Below are 18,587 nucleotides of genomic sequence, written 5' to 3' on the forward strand. Positions count from 1 at the left end.
CGTATGGCTGAGAAAATAGAAATAAATGAAAGAGCAGATATCAAAACTCCTGTATCCGAGATGGTGCGAAAGTTTAAGAAACAGAAAAATGCGGTGGCGGCACTGGTGTTTGTACTGTTCCTGGTAGTTCTTGCCCTGCTTGGACCGGCACTGGCGCCTTATGGTATCAATGAATATGATTATTCTTCCATACTTAAGGGACCCGGAGCGGCCCATTTTTTCGGTACCGATGAATTCGGGAGGGATTTGTTTTCCAGGATTCTCTGCGGAACCAGGATCTCACTTTCCATAGGGCTGCTTGCAGTTACGGCGGGAGCGGTATGCGGCACCATCCTTGGCCTCATGGGCGGTTATTACGGAGGCATGATTGATTCCGTGATCATGAGGGTCTGCGATACTCTGTTTGCATTTCCGGGTATCATCCTGGCCATTGCCATCGTAGCGATCCTTGGCAGCGGCCTGTATAATGTGGTCATTGCTGTGGCGGTATTCTCTACCCCTACGTTTGCAAGGCTTGTAAGAGGAAGGACCCTTTCCCTTAAGAATACGGTGTTTGTACATGCGGCCAGGAACTTAGGGGCAACGGACGCCAGGATTCTGTTTAAGCATATCCTGCCGGGTGCGGTGCCGGACATTATCGTACAGTATACCATGTCCATCGGTTCCTCCATTCTGACGGCCTCCAGCTTAAGCTTTCTGGGCATGGGAGCCCAGCCGCCTACACCTGAATGGGGCCTTCTTCTGTCCAATGGGAGAACCTATATGATGACCAGTGCCCATACCACTCTCTTTCCCGGCCTTGCCATCTTTCTTACCGTACTGAGCTTTAATATTCTTGGTGACGGCCTGCGTGATGCGCTTGACCCCAAACTTACGGATTAAGGAGGATATGCTGACTATATGGAAACAAAGAAAAACATACTTGAAATTAAAAATCTCCATACCTATTTCTATACGGACGGAGGAATCATTAAATCCGTGGATGGAGTGGATATTAAGTTAAAGGAGGGCTCCACTCTGGGAATCGTCGGGGAATCCGGAAGCGGAAAAAGCGTAACCGCTCTGTCTGTCATGAGCCTTTTAATGGGGACCAGAGGCAGGGTTGCCCAGGGGGAAATCCTTCTCGACGGCAAGGATGTGGTGCGGATCGGAGAAGAAGAAAAGCGGAAATTAAGAGGAGGCAGGATATCCATGATCTTCCAGGAGCCCATGACAAGCCTCAATCCGGTCATGAAAATCGGGAGACAGCTGACGGAGTGTGTGCTCCAGCACGAAGCTGTTTCAAAGCAGGAAGCCTATAAGAAGGCAGAGGATATGCTGCGGATGACCGGCGTTCCAAGAGTGGAGCGGATGATGAAGGAATATCCCTTCCAGCTTTCCGGGGGGCAGCGCCAGAGGGTTATGATCGCCATTGCTCTGGTATGCAAGCCCCAGGTGCTTATTGCAGATGAGCCTACCACGGCCCTCGATGTGACCATTCAGGCCCAGATCCTTGATCTGATGAACAACTTGAAAAAAGAAACAGGGACTTCCATCCTGTTCATCACCCACGATCTGGGGGTTGTGGCGGAAACCTGCGATGAAGTGGCGGTCATGTACTGCGGGCGTGTAGTGGAAAAAGGCGATGTTAAGTCCATTTTTGCCGCACCATCCCATCCGTATACCAGAGGTCTGCTGGCCTCCATACCAAAGCTTGGGGTTCCTGTTGATGAGCTGGAATCCATTCCCGGCAATGTCCCAAGTCCCAGGCACATGCCGGAGGGCTGCAAGTTTGCTCCCAGATGTTCCCGGGCTTTTGATAAGTGCCGGAAAGAGGAGCCGGATTTTTTCCATATGGGGAACGGTCATGTGAGCAGATGCTGGCTATGTGAAGGGAAAGGCGGTGAGGGCAAATGACAGAAAACCTGTTAAGTGTTAAGGATATGAAGATTTATTATCCCGTTTCCGGCCGCAGGCTTGGGAAAACGGAGTATGTAAAGGCGGTAGACGGAGTTTCCTTCGATGTAAAAACAGGTGAGGTATTCGGCATAGTCGGAGAGTCCGGATGCGGAAAATCCACACTGGGGAGAGGAATCTGTAAGCTGGAAGAGCCTACCTCCGGAAGATTACTCCTTGACGGTGAGGACATCTCCGCCTATAACGGCAGACAGATGCGTCCGGTGCGCAAAAAGGTCCAGATGGTGTTCCAGGACCCTTATGCTTCCTTAAATCCCAGAATGTCGGTGTTTGATATCATTGCGGAACCCCTGATCATTCATGGACTCACAAAGACCAAAGAAGAACGGAAGGATAAGGTCCTTGAGCTTTTGCGGAAGGTGGGACTGGATGATTATCATGCCAACCGGTACCCTCATGAGTTTTCCGGAGGACAGCGCCAGCGAATCGGCATCGCAAGGGCTCTGGCGGTAGAACCCAGGCTTGTAATCGCGGATGAACCCGTATCGGCCCTGGACGTTTCCATTCAGGCTCAGGTATTAAACTTATTAAACCAGCTTAAAAAAGAATTTTCCCTTACCTATATTTTTGTAGCCCATGACTTAAGTGTGGTGGAACATATCAGTGACCGGGTGGGAGTCATGTACCTTGGGAATTTTGTGGAAGTGGGCTTAAAAGAGAAGCTTTATAAAAATCCACTCCATCCCTATACCCAGGCGCTTTTGTCAGCAGTTCCGGTCCCGGATCCGGAGGTAAAACGGAAGCGGATGATTCTGGAAGGGAGCATACCGTCTGCTTTAAATCCTCCTGCCGGCTGCAAGTTCCACACCCGGTGTCCGAAGTGTATGGAATGCTGCTGTATCACGGCGCCGGAGCGGTATCAGGCAGATGAAGACCATTATGTATACTGCCATTTGTATGACGATAAGATAAACAAGGAAAAACAACAGAATTTTAACCTTATCAAGTAGGATCGCGGATTGCGGATATCCGATTGACGAATAAGAGGAGAAAGAGATTATGGATATTGAAATGTTTGGCAGATTGTCAGATGCCTTTGGACCAAGCGGTTTTGAAGAGGATGTAATACGGACGGCAGCAGGCTATCTGGGGAAGTATCAGGTGGAAAACGATGCAATGAATAACTTATATGCCCGTATGCCCGGTATTGCGGCTGGAAAACCTGTCATTTTGCTGGATGCACATCTGGATGAATGTGGTTTTATGGTACAGTGCATCCATAGTAACGGCTGTCTGGGGATCCTGATGCTGGGAGGGTTCCATCTCACCAATATTCCGGCTCATTCCGTGCTGGTCAGGACAAGAGCCGGAAAGCTTGTGAAAGGCATTATTACCTCAAAACCCGTGCATTTTATGAATGACAGGGAGCGTAATTCCCAGGCCCTTGATATAGAAAGCATCTATGTGGACGTAGGAGCAGGCAGCCGAAAAGAGGCCGAAGAGGATTTCGGCATATCCGTGGGAGATCCCATGATCCCCGATGTATCCTTTGAATACGATGAGGAACACGGCATCTGTTTTGGGAAGGCCTTTGACAACCGGGCAGGGTGCGCCTGTATCATTGAAACCATGAATAAGCTTTACGGAGGCAGGAATGAGCTTTCGGTCAATGTGGCAGGAGCCTTTGCAGCCCAGGAGGAAGTGGGGATGAGAGGAGCCACCGTAACAAGCCAGGTCGTAAAGCCGGACCTTGCCATTGTTTTTGAAGGATCCCCATCCGATGACTTCTTTTTCGATATAGGTCTTACCCAGGGGAAGATGAAGGGCGGTGTCCAGATCCGGCATATGGATAAGAGCTATATCTCCAATCCTGTATTTATAGAATATGCCATAGAAACAGCAAAAAGTCTGGGGATCAAGTACCAGGAGGCAGTCCGCAGGGGCGGAAGCACCAATGCGGGAAAAATCAGCCTGACAGGAAAGGCGGTACCCGTCCTGGTACTGGGCGTTCCTTCCAGATATATTCACACCCACTATAATTTCTGTGCAGCAGAAGATTTAGAGGCAGCGTCTGAGCTGGCAGCCCAGGTGATCAGGGGACTGGATATACCGCTGATCCGCCATATCTGCCGCCAGGATTTGCTGTAAGTCTCAGCGAAAAATGATAAAAGAGGTGATGATGTGAAAAAACCTGTGATCGGTATTATGGGCAATACATTTATGACAGAAGTGGGAATGTTCAACAGCATAGAACGGGTTTATGCCAACACTGCCTACGTGGAAGCGGTACTCAGAAACGGAGGTATTCCGGTTGTCATACCGGCCTCCCCGATTCTTAACGGGCCGGAAGAGGCGATGGCATTTTGCGACGGCCTGCTGTTTCCCGGCGGCGAGGATCTTCAACCATGGTATTATGAGGAGGAACCCCTTCCGGTACTTGGGGAAATCCGGCCGGAGATCGACGAAGCGCTTTTTCGTGCGGGGCAGTATGCCATCACCCGGAGAATCCCCATGCTGGGGATATGCAAAGGGCATCAGTTCTTAAATGTTCTCATGGGAGGAAGCCTATATCAGGATATCTCCTTACGGGAGAAAGAAAGCCTGCAGCATATGCAGAAACGGAAAAGAAGCTATCTGACCCATCGCGTGGAGGTTTTAGGAGAAACAAGGCTTGCCTCTGCACTGGGGGCAGGAAAGCTGGAAACCAATTCCATGCACCATCAGGCAGTGAAAAAGCTGGGACGGGGACTTAAGGCTTCCGCTTATGCGGCCGACGGAGTGATAGAGGCTTTGGAGGACGAGGAGGGGCTTATTATGGGGATCCAATGGCATCCGGAGAATTTAATTGATTCTGCTCCTGCTATGAACCAGTTGTTTTCTTTTTTTAATGAGCATTGTGTCAGGATGAAGGCGCTTTATTCCGGCAGGATGCCAGACCCGGAATAATTGCGCTTTTTTCTGATTTGTGATAAACTGATACCTACTGGCAGGAGGTATGAGAATAGTGGAAGACAGAAGAAATGCGTGGAAAGCATTTTCAAGAGTTGGGATCGGTTACGGAGCATTCCTCCTTGTGACGCTTGTGATACAGCTTGAGATAGGGGCCATTGCTCTTGCATTGTCCCGCTTTGGAATAGTAATAACCTTTGGGAACTGGTATATGGTGATTGTCTCCCTGGTTAATTACGTTGTTGGAGGCATTGTTGCCTATATCATTGTGAGGGATATGCCGGTTTTATGCAGGCCTGAGGCAAAAAAGGCCGGAGCAGGAATGCTTGTTTCCGGATTTTTGATCTGCATGAGCGCTTTGTTTTTTGGAAATCTCATTGGTCAGGCCCTCATGACCATTGTAAGTGCCCTTTTGGGAAAGCCTATGATCAACCCGGTGGAAGAAGTGATGAAGGGCTTAAACACCTGGGCGATTTTTGTCACCATGGTAATAATGGCTCCTGTTTGTGAAGAAATCCTGTTTCGCAAGGTCTTGATCGACCGTATCCGGCTATATGGAGACAAGGCAGCGATTCTGGTGTCCAGTGTTGTCTTTGCCTTAAGCCATGGAAACTTCTATCAGTTCTTTTATGCGTTTGGAATCGGCCTGGTATTTGCATATATTTATATTAAGACGGGAAGACTTCGCTATACCATTATTTTTCACATGGTGATCAATTTTCTCGGTTCCATTGTGGCACTTCAAATTGGAGAAAATCCGCTGCTTACGGCAGGCTATTCCATATTTATGCTTGGAGCGGTTATTGCAGGAACCATTTTGTTTTTTATCAGTCAAAAAAAGCTGGTGCTGTATCCGGGGCTTATGGAGAACTGGGGCAGAGGGTTCTTTAAAACGCTTTTTTTAAATCTTGGAATGATCCTGTTTTTCCTGGTTTCTGCCGTAACCTTTGTGATCTCGGAGATTTCATAAAATACGGTTGACACATTTTGTCAATTATGTTACATTTGTAGTTAGCAAAAATACTGTGATTAGGAGTAGTAAGCTGTCTGAAACATGCAGAGAGCCGGCGGGTGGTGGAAGCCGGTTGAGGATGACCGCTGAACTGGCCTTTGAGTAGCGTGCTGAAGGAAGCTTCTGTGTAGGCATTGCCGGTGTCCCGACCGTTAAAGCGGGCGGATATGCTTTGCCATATCCAGTGAGAGCATACAACCTTGTATGAAATAGAGTGGTACCACGCGGTAGATCCTGCGTCTCTATGACTGTTTTTACGGTCGGAGACGCATTTTTTATGTTCACGGCCGACAAGCTAAGGAAACACATTTAAAACAGGGAGAATCCCTTTCGCAAAAGGAGGAAATTTTGTTATGGCATCATCCTACAACCACAGCGCTATTGAGAAAAAGTGGCGTGAGAACTGGGCAAAGAATCCCATCAATGTTGACGATGGGAAAAAAGAGAAATATTACTGTCTGGATATGTTCCCATATCCGTCAGGAAGCGGCCTTCATGTAGGCCACTGGAGAGGCTATGTAATCTCCGATGTGTGGAGCAGATATCAGATTTTAAAAGGTCATTATGTGATCCATCCCATGGGCTGGGATGCGTTCGGCCTTCCGGCAGAGAATTACGCCATCAAGATGGGAGTCCATCCGGCTAAATCCACGGCGGAGAACGTGGCAAACATCAAGCGTCAGATCAATGAGATCGCAGCCGTCTATGACTGGGATATGGAGGTCAACACCACGGATCCCGGATTTTATAAATGGACCCAGTGGATTTTTGTTCAGATGTTTAAAAAGGGCCTGGCCTATGAGAAGGAATTCCCCATCAACTGGTGCCCATCCTGTAAGACAGGACTTGCAAACGAAGAAGTGGTAGGCGGCTGCTGCGAGCGCTGCGGAACCGGCGTTACAAAGAAGAACTTAAGACAGTGGATGTTAAAAATCACTGCTTACGCAGACCGTTTGTTAAATGATTTAGATAAGCTTGACTGGCCGGAAAAGGTCAAGAAGATGCAGTCTGAATGGATCGGCAAATCCTATGGAGCTGAGGTTGATTTTAAGGTAGACGGAAAAGAGGAGAACATCACAGTTTATACTACCAGACCTGACACCTTATACGGAGCCACCTTTATGGTGCTTGCGCCGGAACACGCCCTTGCCGCAGGCCTTGCTTCTCCGGAAAATAAAGAAGCGGTTGAAAAGTATATCTACGACGCTTCCATGAAGTCAAACGTGGACCGTCTTCAGGATAAAGAAAAGACCGGTGTATTTACCGGCAGCTATGCAGTAAATCCCTTAAGCGGTGCCAAGGTACCCATCTGGCTTTCCGATTATGTGCTTGCCGACTACGGTACCGGCGCCATCATGTGCGTGCCTGCCCATGATGACAGGGATTTTGAGTTTGCGAAGAAGTTCGGCATCCCCATTGTCCAGGTTATCTCAAAGGACGGCGAGGAAATCAAAAACATGGCCGAAGCCTATACCGATGCCAGCGGAACGATGATCAATTCCGGTGAATGGAACGGAATGGAGTCCTCCACCCTTAAAAAAGAAGCTCCGGCAATGATCGAGAAACGTGGCCTTGGAAAGAAAACCGTAAACTTTAAGCTGCGTGACTGGGTATTCTCCAGACAGCGTTACTGGGGAGAGCCTATTCCTATTATTCATTGTCCGCACTGCGGCAACGTTCCGGTTCTGGAAGACCAGCTTCCTCTCACCCTTCCGGAGGTAGAAAGCTACCAGCCTACGGGTACGGGAGAATCTCCGCTGGCAGATATTGACGAATGGGTGAATACTACCTGTCCGGTATGCGGCGCTCCTGCTAAGAGAGAGACCAACACCATGCCTCAGTGGGCCGGTTCTTCCTGGTATTTCCTTCGCTATGTTGACAGCCATAACGATAATGAACTGGTATCCAGGGAGAAAGCGAAAAAATACCTTCCGGTTGATATGTATATCGGCGGTGTGGAACATGCGGTACTTCACCTTCTGTATTCCCGTTTTTACACCAAGTTCTTAAACGACATCGGTGTGGTGGACTTTGATGAGCCCTTTACCAAGCTGTTTAATCAGGGCATGATCAACGGAAAGAATGGAATCAAGATGAGCAAGTCAAAGGGAAATGTGGTATCTCCTGATGATTTGGTGCGTGACTATGGCTGCGATGCTCTTCGTATGTATGAGCTCTTCGTAGGGCCGCCGGAATTAGATGCGGAGTGGGATGACAGGGGAATCGAAGGCGTCAGCCGTTTCTTGCACCGCTTCTGGCATCTGGTAGCGGATAACAGCAATAAGGATGTAGCGGCCACCAGGGAAATGCTTCGTCTTCGCAGCAAGCTGATCTTTGATATTGAACAGCGTTTCAATCAGTTTAACTTAAATACAGTAATTTCCGGATTCATGGAATATAACAATAAATTGATCGACCTGGCCAAGAAGACCGGTGGCATTGACAAAGAAACCTTGAAAGCCTTTGTAGTTTTAGTTGCTCCTTTTGCTCCCCATATCGGTGAGGAGCTGTGGCAGCAACTTGGCGGTGAGACTTCCGTATTCCATGCTCAGTGGCCGGAATGTGATGAAGAGGCTATGAAGGATGACGAGATCGAAGTCGCAGTCCAGGTGAATGGAAAAACCCGTGCAGTGGTAAAGCTTCCAGCGGACGTATCAAAGGAAGATGCCATTGAAGCGGGCAAGGCTTTGATCCCGGATAAGATAACCGGAACCATTGTTAAGGAAATCTATGTTCCTGGAAGAATTGTAAATATTGTGTGCAAATAAAACCGTCATTATATCAAAAACTTTAAATAGGCGATAAATCTTGATTTTACTAGACTTGAACCTGTTATAACTTGTTATATCTTATTAAGCTTTATTACCTATTTGGTGTAGGATTGGTGTAATGGAGTAAAGAAATTGGTGTAAAATCTAATAAGAAATTGAACAATTTAAGCATTAAGGTAAGGGCATTATAGGCTATGGAAATATGGCTTATAGTGTCCTTATTTAGCGTTCAAATAATACATTCAACAAATCCACTCCCATAGATTCGGATGCCTAGATGGAGATTCTGGTGCGTCACAGAGTCATTGTAAAAGCACACCTTGAAACAAGGATTATATTCCATTCGTCATCGAAGAAGAACGTCATAATCCAAAGCCCAAGAGTCGATTACAAGCTCAGTAAGCAAAACTACGTAGAATGAATTTTAAGCTTAAAAATTTAATAACCACCATCGTACAGAAAATTTCACTACCTTTGGTGAAGGAATACTTACCTAACAAGCTTGTGTTTCGTTTGATATAAGGAAAAGGAACTATGGTGTAACGACGGGTTTAATCCCGTCGTCAATTAAACAGAAAAGGAAGGAACAAAGAATTATGGCAAGAAGAAAAGGATACACGTAATTACTGGATTATCTAATTATTGGAGGCTCATTAATGATCTCAGAGGAAAGATTTACTACCACAAGACAACAACAGATACGAAATTCCCCATACATTTCACACTGACAAGCTATAACACCAGAGGAGAAAGAACTAAAATGAAGAAAACACTTGATAGATTAACAGCGGAGCATTTCCTGATTAAGCCTATTGGCTGTGAAAGCGTTTGGCATATAGACAGAGACATAAACAATAATTACTACAAGAATACTATGTTGGCAAATTGCAAGAAGAAACATGTTAATCGTTCAAAATGGAGCGAACCAAAAGAAAACCTTCCTTTAGGTGTTCGTTATAATGATAGCATGAAAAAGTATTATGGTGAGATTAAGCTATGTGGAACCAATAATGTGATCAAATTATCCTATTGGGATACACCAGAAGAAGCCTTTGAGGAATATCAGAAGATTAAACAAGCGGATGTGTTATTGATGGCGGCAAAATATAAGAATAAGGTTCGAAAGCACATTTATGATGCGTTGCTGAAGGTGAAAGTTAAGGCATATTAGATATATAATGTTAAAAGGATAGGGTAGTAGCATAGAGCAGCCTCGTTACTACCCCTTTTGCTAATTATATTTTTATGAGCATGAGCTGCCATGAGATGAACATACTGTTATTTCTGTGCTGGGGTTGTCGTTTGTAGTGTCACGGAGGAAGTAAATTTAAAGAGCATTAGTGAAAGTTGAAGAGACTTTTATAACCACTTGGCAAGTGTGGTTCAATGTTTAATGAGGGCATTTGGTGTATTTGGTTTCGCTTTCAAGAGAACCTAATTTCATAGCCTTACATTTGCTGCATCTCTGTGCAGAATAGGTTTTTGTCAAACAACTTCCATTCTTATTTTTTGTATGTTTTGAATATTTTCCATCAACATAGGTATGTGAGCATTTTTTTCTTGTAAGTGGGCGATCATCAATACGATAAGTATTTCCATAAATATCTGTAAATTGTGAGTCATATGTGATTTGCAGAAATTTTGAATTTTCAGGTTGCAGATTACTTGAAAATATAATCATCTGGTTTGAGTCTGTAAGATAGACATCATCAGATGGCTGCTCTGCCCATGTCATCGTATGTGGTTTGTCATAGGCAAATACTGTTAAGCTGCTACATGCTACTGCCACAATGGAAAGTAAGATTGCCAAACTGTTTTTCTTTCTTTCTTCTTTCATAATTAAGTTTAACCTTTCTTTTATCTTATTTTTATTATTGCTAAAGGAAGTAATATAATTCATTGGCCCAATTGGATTGAGCGCAGCCATATCAATAATTAAATGCCCATATTTCCTTTTATTATCCCTACTAAGAGATTGAGTTATGGCCTCATCACATGCGAATTCACATGACTCATCTAAATAAGAATCCAGTATATATACTAGTGGATTAAACCAATAGATTCCAATTGCTATTGTACGCAAAAGCTTGACTAAAATATCATATCTTCTAATATGATATAGTTCATGTTTTATAATTAATTCATGTTTAAAAGTATCTTTTAGTCCAGGCATTACAATGATAGGCTTATATATACCAATGGTGAATGGTGAAATATTAATATCTGATAGATAAACTCTTATGTTTCTTTTGATATGTAATTGGTTTCTGTACTTTTCTACAATATTCAATAATTCGGGCGAAAAGGTTTCATGGTTTATGCGAAGAATAAATTTTCTGAACCTTAGATGTTTCCATAGATGATATGATAGGGATATAAAGGTGATACCTATCCATAGATAAGTAACAATCATATCAATTCCATAAGAGCTATTAAAATGAGATTCTTCTGGTGTTATCATTATTATTGGGGCATTTCCTTTAATCAATAACTCAATTTCCTGACAATCGGGAAAATATTGAAATAACAAAGCGAAAACCACCTTTATATACCCAAGCGGAATGAGCATCATGAATAAGGATATCTTCAAGATGGTATATCGTTGGTATTGACTAAAGAGATTTTTATTATAATAATCCAAAATCATAAATATCATAAATAATGTATTGCTTGATATTATCATTGTAAAAATTATATTCATAATTGTTTACCTAATCCAGATCGTTTAAATAGTCCTTTAATTCATTAGCCTCTTCGGAGCTTATATTTTTATTTCCAGCTAAAGCTACTATTAGTTGCTTTAATGAGCCATTAAACATAGTATCCAGCACTTCTTTTGCCTTCTTTTGCGCAAATTCGACTTCGTTAAAAGTATACATATACTTTTTCTTATTTTTCACGAGAAGACCCTTCTCTTCCATACGGACTAAATATGTGTGTATAGTCTGCCTTTTACATTCTTTTCCATTATTATTAAAATATACCCAAAAATCCGCCGCGGATAGCCATTGCTTTTTTTGCCAAAGTAATGTCATAATATCTTGTTCTGTTTGCGATAAAGTATATCTCATATTCGCACATCCTTTTTCTTTATTTAGTTAAATATTACTACTTAAATGTAGCAATGTCAATTAGTACGAGTTGACTTTTATAAAAAAAGTATTGACAAATGTTACGATAGATGTTAATTTCAAAGTACTACATGTAGTAGAAATTACAGAAGGGGCTTGCAAGACGAGCAATTGCGATAGCTGGTTTTATGGATAGTTATTCTTTTTAATAGCGAGCATCTATACAAAGCGATAAGATTATTGTATATTGTTGACTTTTTTATTAGAAAGAGAGTGAGTCCAATGGGTTAAGCCACCTCCAACAAGAACTATTATTTTAAATTCAATCTACATAGGAGAAAGAGACAATGAAAAAAAGTGTAAAGAAGTTATTAGTTATAGGCATGTCTGTAATGATGTTTACTATCCCAGTTTACGCAAATACAAATATTGGTATGGCTAACAATAAGTCTATTGCGACAGTTGCAGGAGATTATGGTGTGGGATTTGAAATACCAGGGACTAGTGTGGCAACTCGCGGCTTAGGCAAACCGACTGATGTATGGAACATCTCAAATGAACCATATGATTTTGGCGGATCAGCCGATAATTCAACTCTTTATACAAACTATAAATTTAAAGGCAAGACCTCCTACACAATTACTGTAAATAACGACCATAATAAAACTTTAACCGTTAAGTGTGTAGGTGCCAAAGGTGGAAATAAAAAAATAAAAGGCGGTAATTCTGCTACGTTTACAGTTACCACAAATAAAGTAGATAACACGTTTTATATATCATTTTTAGCTCCATCAAACTTTGATGGGACGGTAAAATAAGGAAAAATAGCTGTAATCGTGTAATTTAGTTTCAATGCAAGTATCTTGACCATCTAGCAAAAAATCAGAAGTTTGTTTGGATAAAAAGTTTTTGGTCTTTACTGGCTTCTGATTTTTTGTAGAATAATCATAATTATATATATTCAACTCCAAGAAAGAGGCATAATGACAAGCACATCTTTAAAAATATTGGCGGCTATATTAATGTTAATAGATCATATAGGGGAATTCATACCTGGTATGCCTATATATTTACGATGGGTTGGGAGAATATCAGCACCCATTTTTTTTTATTGTAGTGCATTGGCAATGCATTATACAAAAGACAGAAAAAAATATCTTTTAAAATTATATGTTTCCAGTATTATTATGGGAATTGTGGATGCTATATTAATTGAGATAGATAATATGCCAAATAGTCAATATTTATATTACATAACAAATAATATATTTAGAGTAATCTTTACAATAGCAATCCTAGTTTCCATTATTGATAAGATTATAGAAAATAAGAAGCAAGGCTATCGCCTTTTACTATATTATGTCTTATGGCAAATTGTTAGCGCAATTGTGATTATCCCAAATGTTGTAAATTCAACATTTTTTGATTTGATCCTGACAGCAATCTGTGGAAGCATTTTATTCCTAGAAGGTGGGATTATATATGTTATATTAGGGATTGGAATATATTACTGCAGTTTTAATAAAAAACTTTTTTCTGTATTTTATATTGTATTTTGCTTTCTGCATTTTATACTTTTTGCTTCAGGGTTTACAACCAGAGTTTTATATCGTATAGATTTTTGGGGATATCAGCGTACATATGAATTTTTGAAATATGTATGTGATAATATCATTCAAATAGATTGTTCAATTCCCCAGATTAATCTGGAGTACATACTATTTGACAACTATCAATGGATGATGCTGGCAGCCTTACCTATCCTTTTACTGTATAATGGAAAGAAGGGAAGGGGATATAAATACTTTTTCTATGTATTTTATCCAGTTCATATTGCAATTTTATATCTTATTGGATGGATGATATGCTTAACATGAATTATTGTGTACCAAGGTATTCCATCTCTTTCTCTGTAAGAATGTCTTTTGATGTCCTCATTTTTTAACATCCAGTTCTTCTTATGGAGATTATTACCATTTACACGGAAGATAATTCAGCCTAAAACATGATTAAAATTATACAAAAGATTGATAGTTCGGAAAGGTCTAAATTTTAACGTATTGTGTGAGTAGAACAGATAGACCCTTTGCTGCATTGCTGCATTAACTTAGAAATGTAAATATACCGGGGGGGACGTCCTATCCACTACCCACACACTTAATAACATACTAAATACATAGTTTATGGTTTTGCTGTTTTTCCTGCTACTATCACTCCATCACCACCCAACTAACTCACCACCACCAACTATCACTATACACATAGTTATTACACGTTAAAATTGACCTATATTTGCATTTCTACATCTATACAATACAAGCCGAATATGAGCCGTAAAACGCTTTATAAGACAATAGAGTCACTCCATAGAATATCATAAGAAAAGGCTGGGAGTTTAACCGCTCCTGGCCCTGTTTTTTTACTTGTTTTATATTGTTCTACCTTTCCCAATAGTATCCGCTGACATCGTTGCAATACAGTTGTAAACCGTTTCCATCGGTTTCAAAGTCAGTAACGCTTCTCATGTCCACATAGTTATTGTAAAATTCTTCGCTTGTGCTGTCTATATATCCATCTGGCACGACTTCAACGCCCCTTTCTGGCGTGATAGTATCAGCTTGTATAGTACCGAAGAGATAAGCACCTGTTAGCATAATTCCCATAATAGCAATAGCTCCCGATTGTTCTGACAGTTCTCTTCATAGTCTTATATTCTCCTTTATAAGTGATAGGGTGTAGTCGTTTCAATTTGTGGTCACACCCTTATTTTTTACGGTTGCAATAACACTTTCCCTTCTGGTTTAACTCTTGCGCTTCCATAATAGTTCTTGATATCGTCAAAGCTCAATTTCCTATGACTGCGTTTCCTGAATGCTTCGGTATGAAAGTAACATTTCTTTTTATCTGATGCCTATTTGAATCCCAGGGCTTTCAGTTCAGCTTTATAACCGTATGTGTTTCCATCTATCCAAATCCATGCGCCTACACACTCTATATTAATACCTACAAAGGAAATGACCTGCCGCAACACTTCCTTTATCCTTTCATCTTCTGCAAAGTCATACTTCATATTATCATAGTCGGTTCTGTTGCCGTTTGATCTGTTATCATGTCTATCCTTTAATTCCTTAAATAAACTGTCATACTCTTCGTTAATGGCCTGTGTTGCTTCTGTACTGTCGGTAGGGTTATCAGGGTGGTACTTCCACACATACCACCAATGGCGTTAAAAGGGCAATATGGGTGTTCTGGTGCGTTACAGAGGCATTGCAGAGGTGCACTTGGAACATGGATTGCGGAAAAGTTTTACCAGGCATATCCGCTGCTGAAACCGGACCGTCATTTGCGGCTTTCCGTTTGGAAGTAACGATTAGAACGATCGGATTTAAAAAATCCGGTAGTTTTTGTGTCCGTAAAATAGTATAATGATAGCAAATACTAGAAAGAGAGTTATTATTTAATGATTGAATACATGAATGAGCCAATTTATTATGAGTTTACGGTACAGGATATTATTGATGAATATATAAAATGTGGAGACATCAAAAAGGTTGCTGGAATATATTGTATGGAGAAAAAGTCGGTTAAGTCAATTTTAAATAAGGAAGGGGTTTTATAATAAAACATTGACTTTAAACCCAGGAGCTTCAGAAAGTAAAAACAAGAGGAGAATTATTATGATTACACAATACAAAAACACACTCATTAAATGGACTGTTATAGCTTTGCTGTGCCTTGTCTTATTAAACGGATGCTCAAGTACGTCCAGTTCTGCCCCGGAAACGAATCCGCAAAATACCACAGAAGCGGAAAGCAGTTCAAAGGACGGTGAGGATTTTGCCACACAGGCTCCCCCTATTGTGGTTTCCGAGGAGGAAGAAGTTACTCATGACCAGGCGCCTTCTCCGGATACCGAAGTCAATTCATTTGAAAAATATTTTGACTTATTGGGTTCAGGTAAACAGGATCTGATCAATGATATAAGTGAGAAGCCGGAATCAGTGGACGAAGGTGGTTTGGAGTTTAAAGAGACTGGGATTCGAGTATGGTTTAATACGGATACCGGTACTGTCAACCAGGTATTTACCCAGCGGGAAGATTTGGACTTCAAAGGTGCTAAAATCGGTGATAAAACAGAAAGCTTTCATAATGCCTTTGGGGAACCAATTAGTGATCAAGATGGTGACATGCATTTTAAATATAAAGATGGTTATATATCCGTTATTTACGATACACAGACCGGGGTCACCTTTGCTGTCTATCTCTTGAGCGAAGATTTTTAGGGTATTAATATCCAAGTTTATTCCGTGGTAAGATAAGCAAGGTAAAATGTTATTAAAAAGGAGAACGAAATGGAACGTCAAAAAAATCATGAGAAAACTCAGATGCTTATTTTTCTGGGAGTAGCCTTTGCGTTACCTTATATACTTGGGATTTTAATGGGATTTGGCTATAGGAAGGGGCTTGATGTATCGGTTTTCCCCTCAGCCCAAATGTTCTACCCTGCTTCGGGGGCGATACTGGCTGCTTTCATTACACACAAGGAAGATCATCTGATTCCTAAGAGATTTTTTATTGGTTTTTTAATTATTACTTTACTGTTATTGGTTTGTACAGTGGCAAGCATGATTGTGCCTGGAATGAGTTGGAATGTTATTTCTCAATATATAATGATACTTGGTTCTGTTATAGCATGGATTTTACTGCTTACGGAGAAGAAAGATAAGCGTATTGCTTATGGATTGAAAGGAGGGCATTGGAAAACAGCTGCTCTCATTATTCTGCTATATTTAATTCTTTACTTTGGCAGAACCGTTATCATGTATATCTTAAGCGGTGAAATGCAAAACATGTTAGATATTATGCAAAAGCCTGTTACTTGGCTGATGTTATTAACATTGCCCATAAACTATTTTTTGATATTTATCGCATTTTTGGGAGAGGAGTACGGTTGGAGGTACTTTCTACAGCCTATATTGCAAAAAAAGTTTGGACTGGTTCGTGGTGTGTTTGTTCTTGGAATTGCTTGGGGCGTATGGCATTTGCCCATTAACTTCTTTTATTATTCATCTCCCTCTGTTGGGATTATAAGCTTGGCAGGACAATTAATTACATGTGTTACATTGGGAATATTTTATGGTTGGGCTTATTTAAAAACCGATAACATATGGACGGTTGTTATTTTGCATTTTGTCAACAATAATTTGGTTCCGATTATTACCGGAAATTATACGGAAGAAGTTCTTCAAAATCAAGACGTAACATGGAACGGTGTAATTTTATTGCTGGTGGTCAATACACTGTTGTTTGCAAGTGTTATTTTTTCAAGTTATTATAGAGGCGATAGTCGGAGGCTTCCAACAATGGACGAACGAGCTGACCGGCAAATGAAGAAATTGGAAGAGCTGGCGCAATGGCAAGATACGAATGAGAGTTACTAAGAATAATTAGATTGCCTTCAACCAAAGGAAAGTGGAATTTTAATCGTATGAACAGGTGGGATTAGCATATAATTGAATTAATAAGATCACTTGAGGGAAGCCATGATCATACATGTTGTCCAACCTGGTGAAACCATCCATTCAATATCAGAGTATTACAAAATACCTGTTGACAGAATAATATTAGAAAACGGAATTATAAATCCTGACAATTTAGCAGTAGGCCAAACCATTGTGATTGTTCAACCGGAAATACTCTATACTGTCCAGCCTGGAGATACTCTAAATAGCATTGCGTTGCAGCATAACGTTTCACCAATGGAATTATTAAGAAACAATCCCTATCTCTCTGATAGAGAATTTCTGTACTCCGGTGAAACGATTGTAATAAGTTATCAAACGAATAAAACAAGAACAATTGCTGCGAGTGGTTATACCTTTCCGCATATAGATAAATCTGTTTTAATAAAAACACTTCCTTTTCTGACGTATTTGACTATTTTCAATTATAGGGCTACAGGTGAGGGAGAAATTGTCGCAAGAAGTGACGATACGGAACTTATCCAGCTGGCTAAAACATATGGTGTTGCGCCCATGTTGTTCGTTTCCACTATTTCTGAAGAAGGAATCGCCAGTCATGAAGTGAACTATGTTATTTTAAATAATCCTTCTGTACAAGATCGTCTTATTGATAACGCTCTTCAAACACTAAATAGTAAAGGTTATTATGGCATAAACATATATGTCGAAGACATCACCTATGACAATTTAAACAGTATTGCAGAATATTTGAAAAAAGCCTCGGCGATAATTCGTTCAGCAGGTTTCAGGATGGTGATTACTATAACACCTATCACAAATATTGAAACTCCTTACGCCGGCTTTGAAAAACTGGACTATTCCCAATTATCTGATTATGTAGATGGAATCATATTTGCTTCTTATGATTGGGCAAGGTCTTTCAGCTATCCAAGCTCAATTTTCCCGGTTGATTTTTTAAGAGAATTCTTAGATTACGCAGTTAGTATTATTCCTAGTGAAAAAATCTTATTGGGAGTCACCACTCAGGGTTATGATTGGACGCTTCCATATATTCCAGGTGCCACAGGGGCTGTTGTAATGTCAAATAACAGAGCGGTGCAGATTGCAGCGGAACATGGTCAGGTTATACAATTTAATGAAGCAGCTCAGTCGCCTTACTTCTATTATGAGAATTGTGATGGGAGTTTGCATTTAATATGGTTTAAAGATGCAAGAAGCTTTGATGCAAGAGCAGATCTGGTAGAAGAATATAACCTTCAGGGTTTATCTATTTGGACGATCATGAGATTCGATGATCAAATGTGGTTTATTATTAATACTCAATATTACATAGAAAAGCATATGGAGAGTGTGACTAAGCAGGGAGGCCGGCCAAGGGTCAGGCCAAAGTGCTGAGTGATAAAAT

General features: G+C 41.2%; 18 protein-coding genes and 1 other annotated feature. Of the genes, 14 read left to right on the forward strand and 4 right to left on the reverse strand.

What is annotated here, in order from left to right; genetic code table 11:
* The first annotated feature begins 3 nt into the window (after nt 1–3).
* The 8 genes from RT269_RS11595 to RT269_RS11630 all read left to right on the forward strand — a co-directional run bounded on the left by RT269_RS11595 (nt 4) and on the right by RT269_RS11630 (nt 9,799).
* Nucleotides 4–882 (forward strand): ABC transporter permease subunit, encoded by an 879-nt coding sequence (locus RT269_RS11595; RefSeq protein WP_313182775.1) that lies wholly within the window; start codon nt 4–6, stop codon nt 880–882.
* An 18-nt stretch (nt 883–900) separates the two neighbouring features.
* Nucleotides 901–1,896, forward strand: a complete 996-nt coding sequence (locus RT269_RS11600; protein WP_313182777.1) for an ABC transporter ATP-binding protein — start codon at nt 901–903, stop codon at nt 1,894–1,896.
* Complete coding sequence (locus RT269_RS11605; RefSeq protein WP_313182779.1) at nt 1,893–2,906, forward strand: ABC transporter ATP-binding protein; 1,014 nt, start codon at nt 1,893–1,895, stop codon at nt 2,904–2,906. The genes RT269_RS11600 and RT269_RS11605 overlap by 4 nt, the downstream gene beginning before the upstream one ends.
* Before the next feature lie 49 nt (nt 2,907–2,955).
* Nucleotides 2,956–4,044, forward strand: a complete 1,089-nt coding sequence (locus tag RT269_RS11610; protein ID WP_313182780.1) for a M42 family metallopeptidase — start codon at nt 2,956–2,958, stop codon at nt 4,042–4,044.
* A 33-nt stretch (nt 4,045–4,077) separates the two neighbouring features.
* The gene (locus RT269_RS11615; RefSeq protein ID WP_313182781.1) at nt 4,078–4,842 is read left to right on the forward strand and encodes a gamma-glutamyl-gamma-aminobutyrate hydrolase family protein; all 765 of its coding nucleotides are present in this window, start codon (nt 4,078–4,080) and stop codon (nt 4,840–4,842) included.
* Nucleotides 4,843–4,891: 49 nt separating this feature from the next.
* The gene (locus RT269_RS11620) at nt 4,892–5,815 is read left to right on the forward strand and encodes a CPBP family intramembrane glutamic endopeptidase (RefSeq protein ID WP_313182783.1); all 924 of its coding nucleotides are present in this window, start codon (nt 4,892–4,894) and stop codon (nt 5,813–5,815) included.
* Nucleotides 5,816–5,861: 46 nt separating this feature from the next.
* Nucleotides 5,862–6,104, forward strand: a binding site (T-box leader).
* A 106-nt stretch (nt 6,105–6,210) separates the two neighbouring features.
* Entirely contained in the window at nt 6,211–8,625 is a 2,415-nt protein-coding gene (gene leuS / locus RT269_RS11625; RefSeq protein WP_313182785.1) for a leucine--tRNA ligase, read from the forward strand.
* A gap of 763 nt (nt 8,626–9,388) precedes the next feature.
* Entirely contained in the window at nt 9,389–9,799 is a 411-nt protein-coding gene (locus tag RT269_RS11630) for a hypothetical protein (protein WP_313182786.1), read from the forward strand.
* Nucleotides 9,800–10,018: 219 nt separating this feature from the next.
* Here the strand turns inward: RT269_RS11630 and RT269_RS11635 are convergent, their stop codons facing one another.
* Nucleotides 10,019–11,329, reverse strand: a complete 1,311-nt coding sequence (locus tag RT269_RS11635; RefSeq protein WP_313182788.1) for a M56 family metallopeptidase — start codon at nt 11,327–11,329, stop codon at nt 10,019–10,021.
* Between the two features lie 10 nt (nt 11,330–11,339).
* Nucleotides 11,340–11,699, reverse strand: coding sequence for a BlaI/MecI/CopY family transcriptional regulator (locus tag RT269_RS11640; protein WP_313182790.1), 360 nt, complete (start codon nt 11,697–11,699; stop codon nt 11,340–11,342).
* A gap of 347 nt (nt 11,700–12,046) precedes the next feature.
* On the opposite strand from RT269_RS11640, the gene RT269_RS11645 reads away from it, so the two are divergent.
* The gene (locus RT269_RS11645; protein ID WP_313182791.1) at nt 12,047–12,517 is read left to right on the forward strand and encodes a hypothetical protein; all 471 of its coding nucleotides are present in this window, start codon (nt 12,047–12,049) and stop codon (nt 12,515–12,517) included.
* Nucleotides 12,518–12,682: 165 nt separating this feature from the next.
* On the forward strand, nt 12,683–13,576 hold the full coding sequence (locus RT269_RS11650) for a TraX family protein (protein WP_313182793.1): 894 nt from the start codon (nt 12,683–12,685) through the stop codon (nt 13,574–13,576).
* Between the two features lie 561 nt (nt 13,577–14,137).
* Here the strand turns inward: RT269_RS11650 and RT269_RS11655 are convergent.
* Entirely contained in the window at nt 14,138–14,362 is a 225-nt protein-coding gene (locus RT269_RS11655) for a hypothetical protein (RefSeq protein WP_313182794.1), read from the reverse strand.
* Between the two features lie 248 nt (nt 14,363–14,610).
* Nucleotides 14,611–14,910: a hypothetical protein gene (locus RT269_RS11660; RefSeq protein ID WP_313182796.1), complete on the reverse strand. Its 300-nt coding sequence runs from the start codon at nt 14,908–14,910 to the stop codon at nt 14,611–14,613.
* A 249-nt stretch (nt 14,911–15,159) separates the two neighbouring features.
* Here RT269_RS11660 and RT269_RS11665 point away from each other — a divergent pair, with 249 nt between their 5' ends.
* The 4 genes from RT269_RS11665 to RT269_RS11680 all read left to right on the forward strand — a co-directional run bounded on the left by RT269_RS11665 (nt 15,160) and on the right by RT269_RS11680 (nt 18,577).
* Nucleotides 15,160–15,318, forward strand: a complete 159-nt coding sequence (locus tag RT269_RS11665) for a hypothetical protein (protein ID WP_313182797.1) — start codon at nt 15,160–15,162, stop codon at nt 15,316–15,318.
* Between the two features lie 58 nt (nt 15,319–15,376).
* Nucleotides 15,377–15,982 carry a hypothetical protein gene (locus RT269_RS11670; protein WP_313182799.1) on the forward strand — a complete coding sequence of 202 codons (606 nt, stop codon included), beginning with the start codon at nt 15,377–15,379 and terminating at the stop codon, nt 15,980–15,982.
* Between the two features lie 69 nt (nt 15,983–16,051).
* Nucleotides 16,052–17,140: a CPBP family intramembrane glutamic endopeptidase gene (locus RT269_RS11675; protein WP_313182800.1), complete on the forward strand. Its 1,089-nt coding sequence runs from the start codon at nt 16,052–16,054 to the stop codon at nt 17,138–17,140.
* Nucleotides 17,141–17,242: 102 nt separating this feature from the next.
* Complete coding sequence (locus RT269_RS11680) at nt 17,243–18,577, forward strand: LysM peptidoglycan-binding domain-containing protein (RefSeq protein WP_313182802.1); 1,335 nt, start codon at nt 17,243–17,245, stop codon at nt 18,575–18,577.
* Nucleotides 18,578–18,587: the final 10 nt, after the last annotated feature.

Source organism: Lacrimispora sp., assembly GCF_032078915.1.
Classification (GTDB): Bacteria; Bacillota; Clostridia; order Lachnospirales; family Lachnospiraceae; genus Lacrimispora.

Excerpts from the sequence above, each read along its gene's own strand:
- RT269_RS11595 (WP_313182775.1), top strand. The coding sequence starts at position 4 with ATGGCTGAGAAAATAGAAATAAATGAAAGAGCAGATATCAAAACTCCT.
- RT269_RS11600 (WP_313182777.1), top strand. The coding sequence starts at position 901 with ATGGAAACAAAGAAAAACATACTTGAAATTAAAAATCTCCATACCTAT.
- RT269_RS11605 (WP_313182779.1), top strand. The coding sequence starts at position 1,893 with ATGACAGAAAACCTGTTAAGTGTTAAGGATATGAAGATTTATTATCCC.
- RT269_RS11610 (WP_313182780.1), top strand. The coding sequence starts at position 2,956 with ATGGATATTGAAATGTTTGGCAGATTGTCAGATGCCTTTGGACCAAGC.
- RT269_RS11620 (WP_313182783.1), top strand. The coding sequence starts at position 4,892 with ATGAGAATAGTGGAAGACAGAAGAAATGCGTGGAAAGCATTTTCAAGA.
- leuS (WP_313182785.1), top strand. The coding sequence starts at position 6,211 with ATGGCATCATCCTACAACCACAGCGCTATTGAGAAAAAGTGGCGTGAG.
- RT269_RS11630 (WP_313182786.1), top strand. The coding sequence starts at position 9,389 with ATGAAGAAAACACTTGATAGATTAACAGCGGAGCATTTCCTGATTAAG.
- RT269_RS11635 (WP_313182788.1), bottom strand. The coding sequence starts at position 11,329 with ATGAATATAATTTTTACAATGATAATATCAAGCAATACATTATTTATG.
- RT269_RS11640 (WP_313182790.1), bottom strand. The coding sequence starts at position 11,699 with ATGAGATATACTTTATCGCAAACAGAACAAGATATTATGACATTACTT.
- RT269_RS11645 (WP_313182791.1), top strand. The coding sequence starts at position 12,047 with ATGAAAAAAAGTGTAAAGAAGTTATTAGTTATAGGCATGTCTGTAATG.
- RT269_RS11650 (WP_313182793.1), top strand. The coding sequence starts at position 12,683 with ATGACAAGCACATCTTTAAAAATATTGGCGGCTATATTAATGTTAATA.
- RT269_RS11655 (WP_313182794.1), bottom strand. The coding sequence starts at position 14,362 with ATGGGAATTATGCTAACAGGTGCTTATCTCTTCGGTACTATACAAGCT.
- RT269_RS11665 (WP_313182797.1), top strand. The coding sequence starts at position 15,160 with ATGATTGAATACATGAATGAGCCAATTTATTATGAGTTTACGGTACAG.
- RT269_RS11670 (WP_313182799.1), top strand. The coding sequence starts at position 15,377 with ATGATTACACAATACAAAAACACACTCATTAAATGGACTGTTATAGCT.
- RT269_RS11675 (WP_313182800.1), top strand. The coding sequence starts at position 16,052 with ATGGAACGTCAAAAAAATCATGAGAAAACTCAGATGCTTATTTTTCTG.
- RT269_RS11680 (WP_313182802.1), top strand. The coding sequence starts at position 17,243 with ATGATCATACATGTTGTCCAACCTGGTGAAACCATCCATTCAATATCA.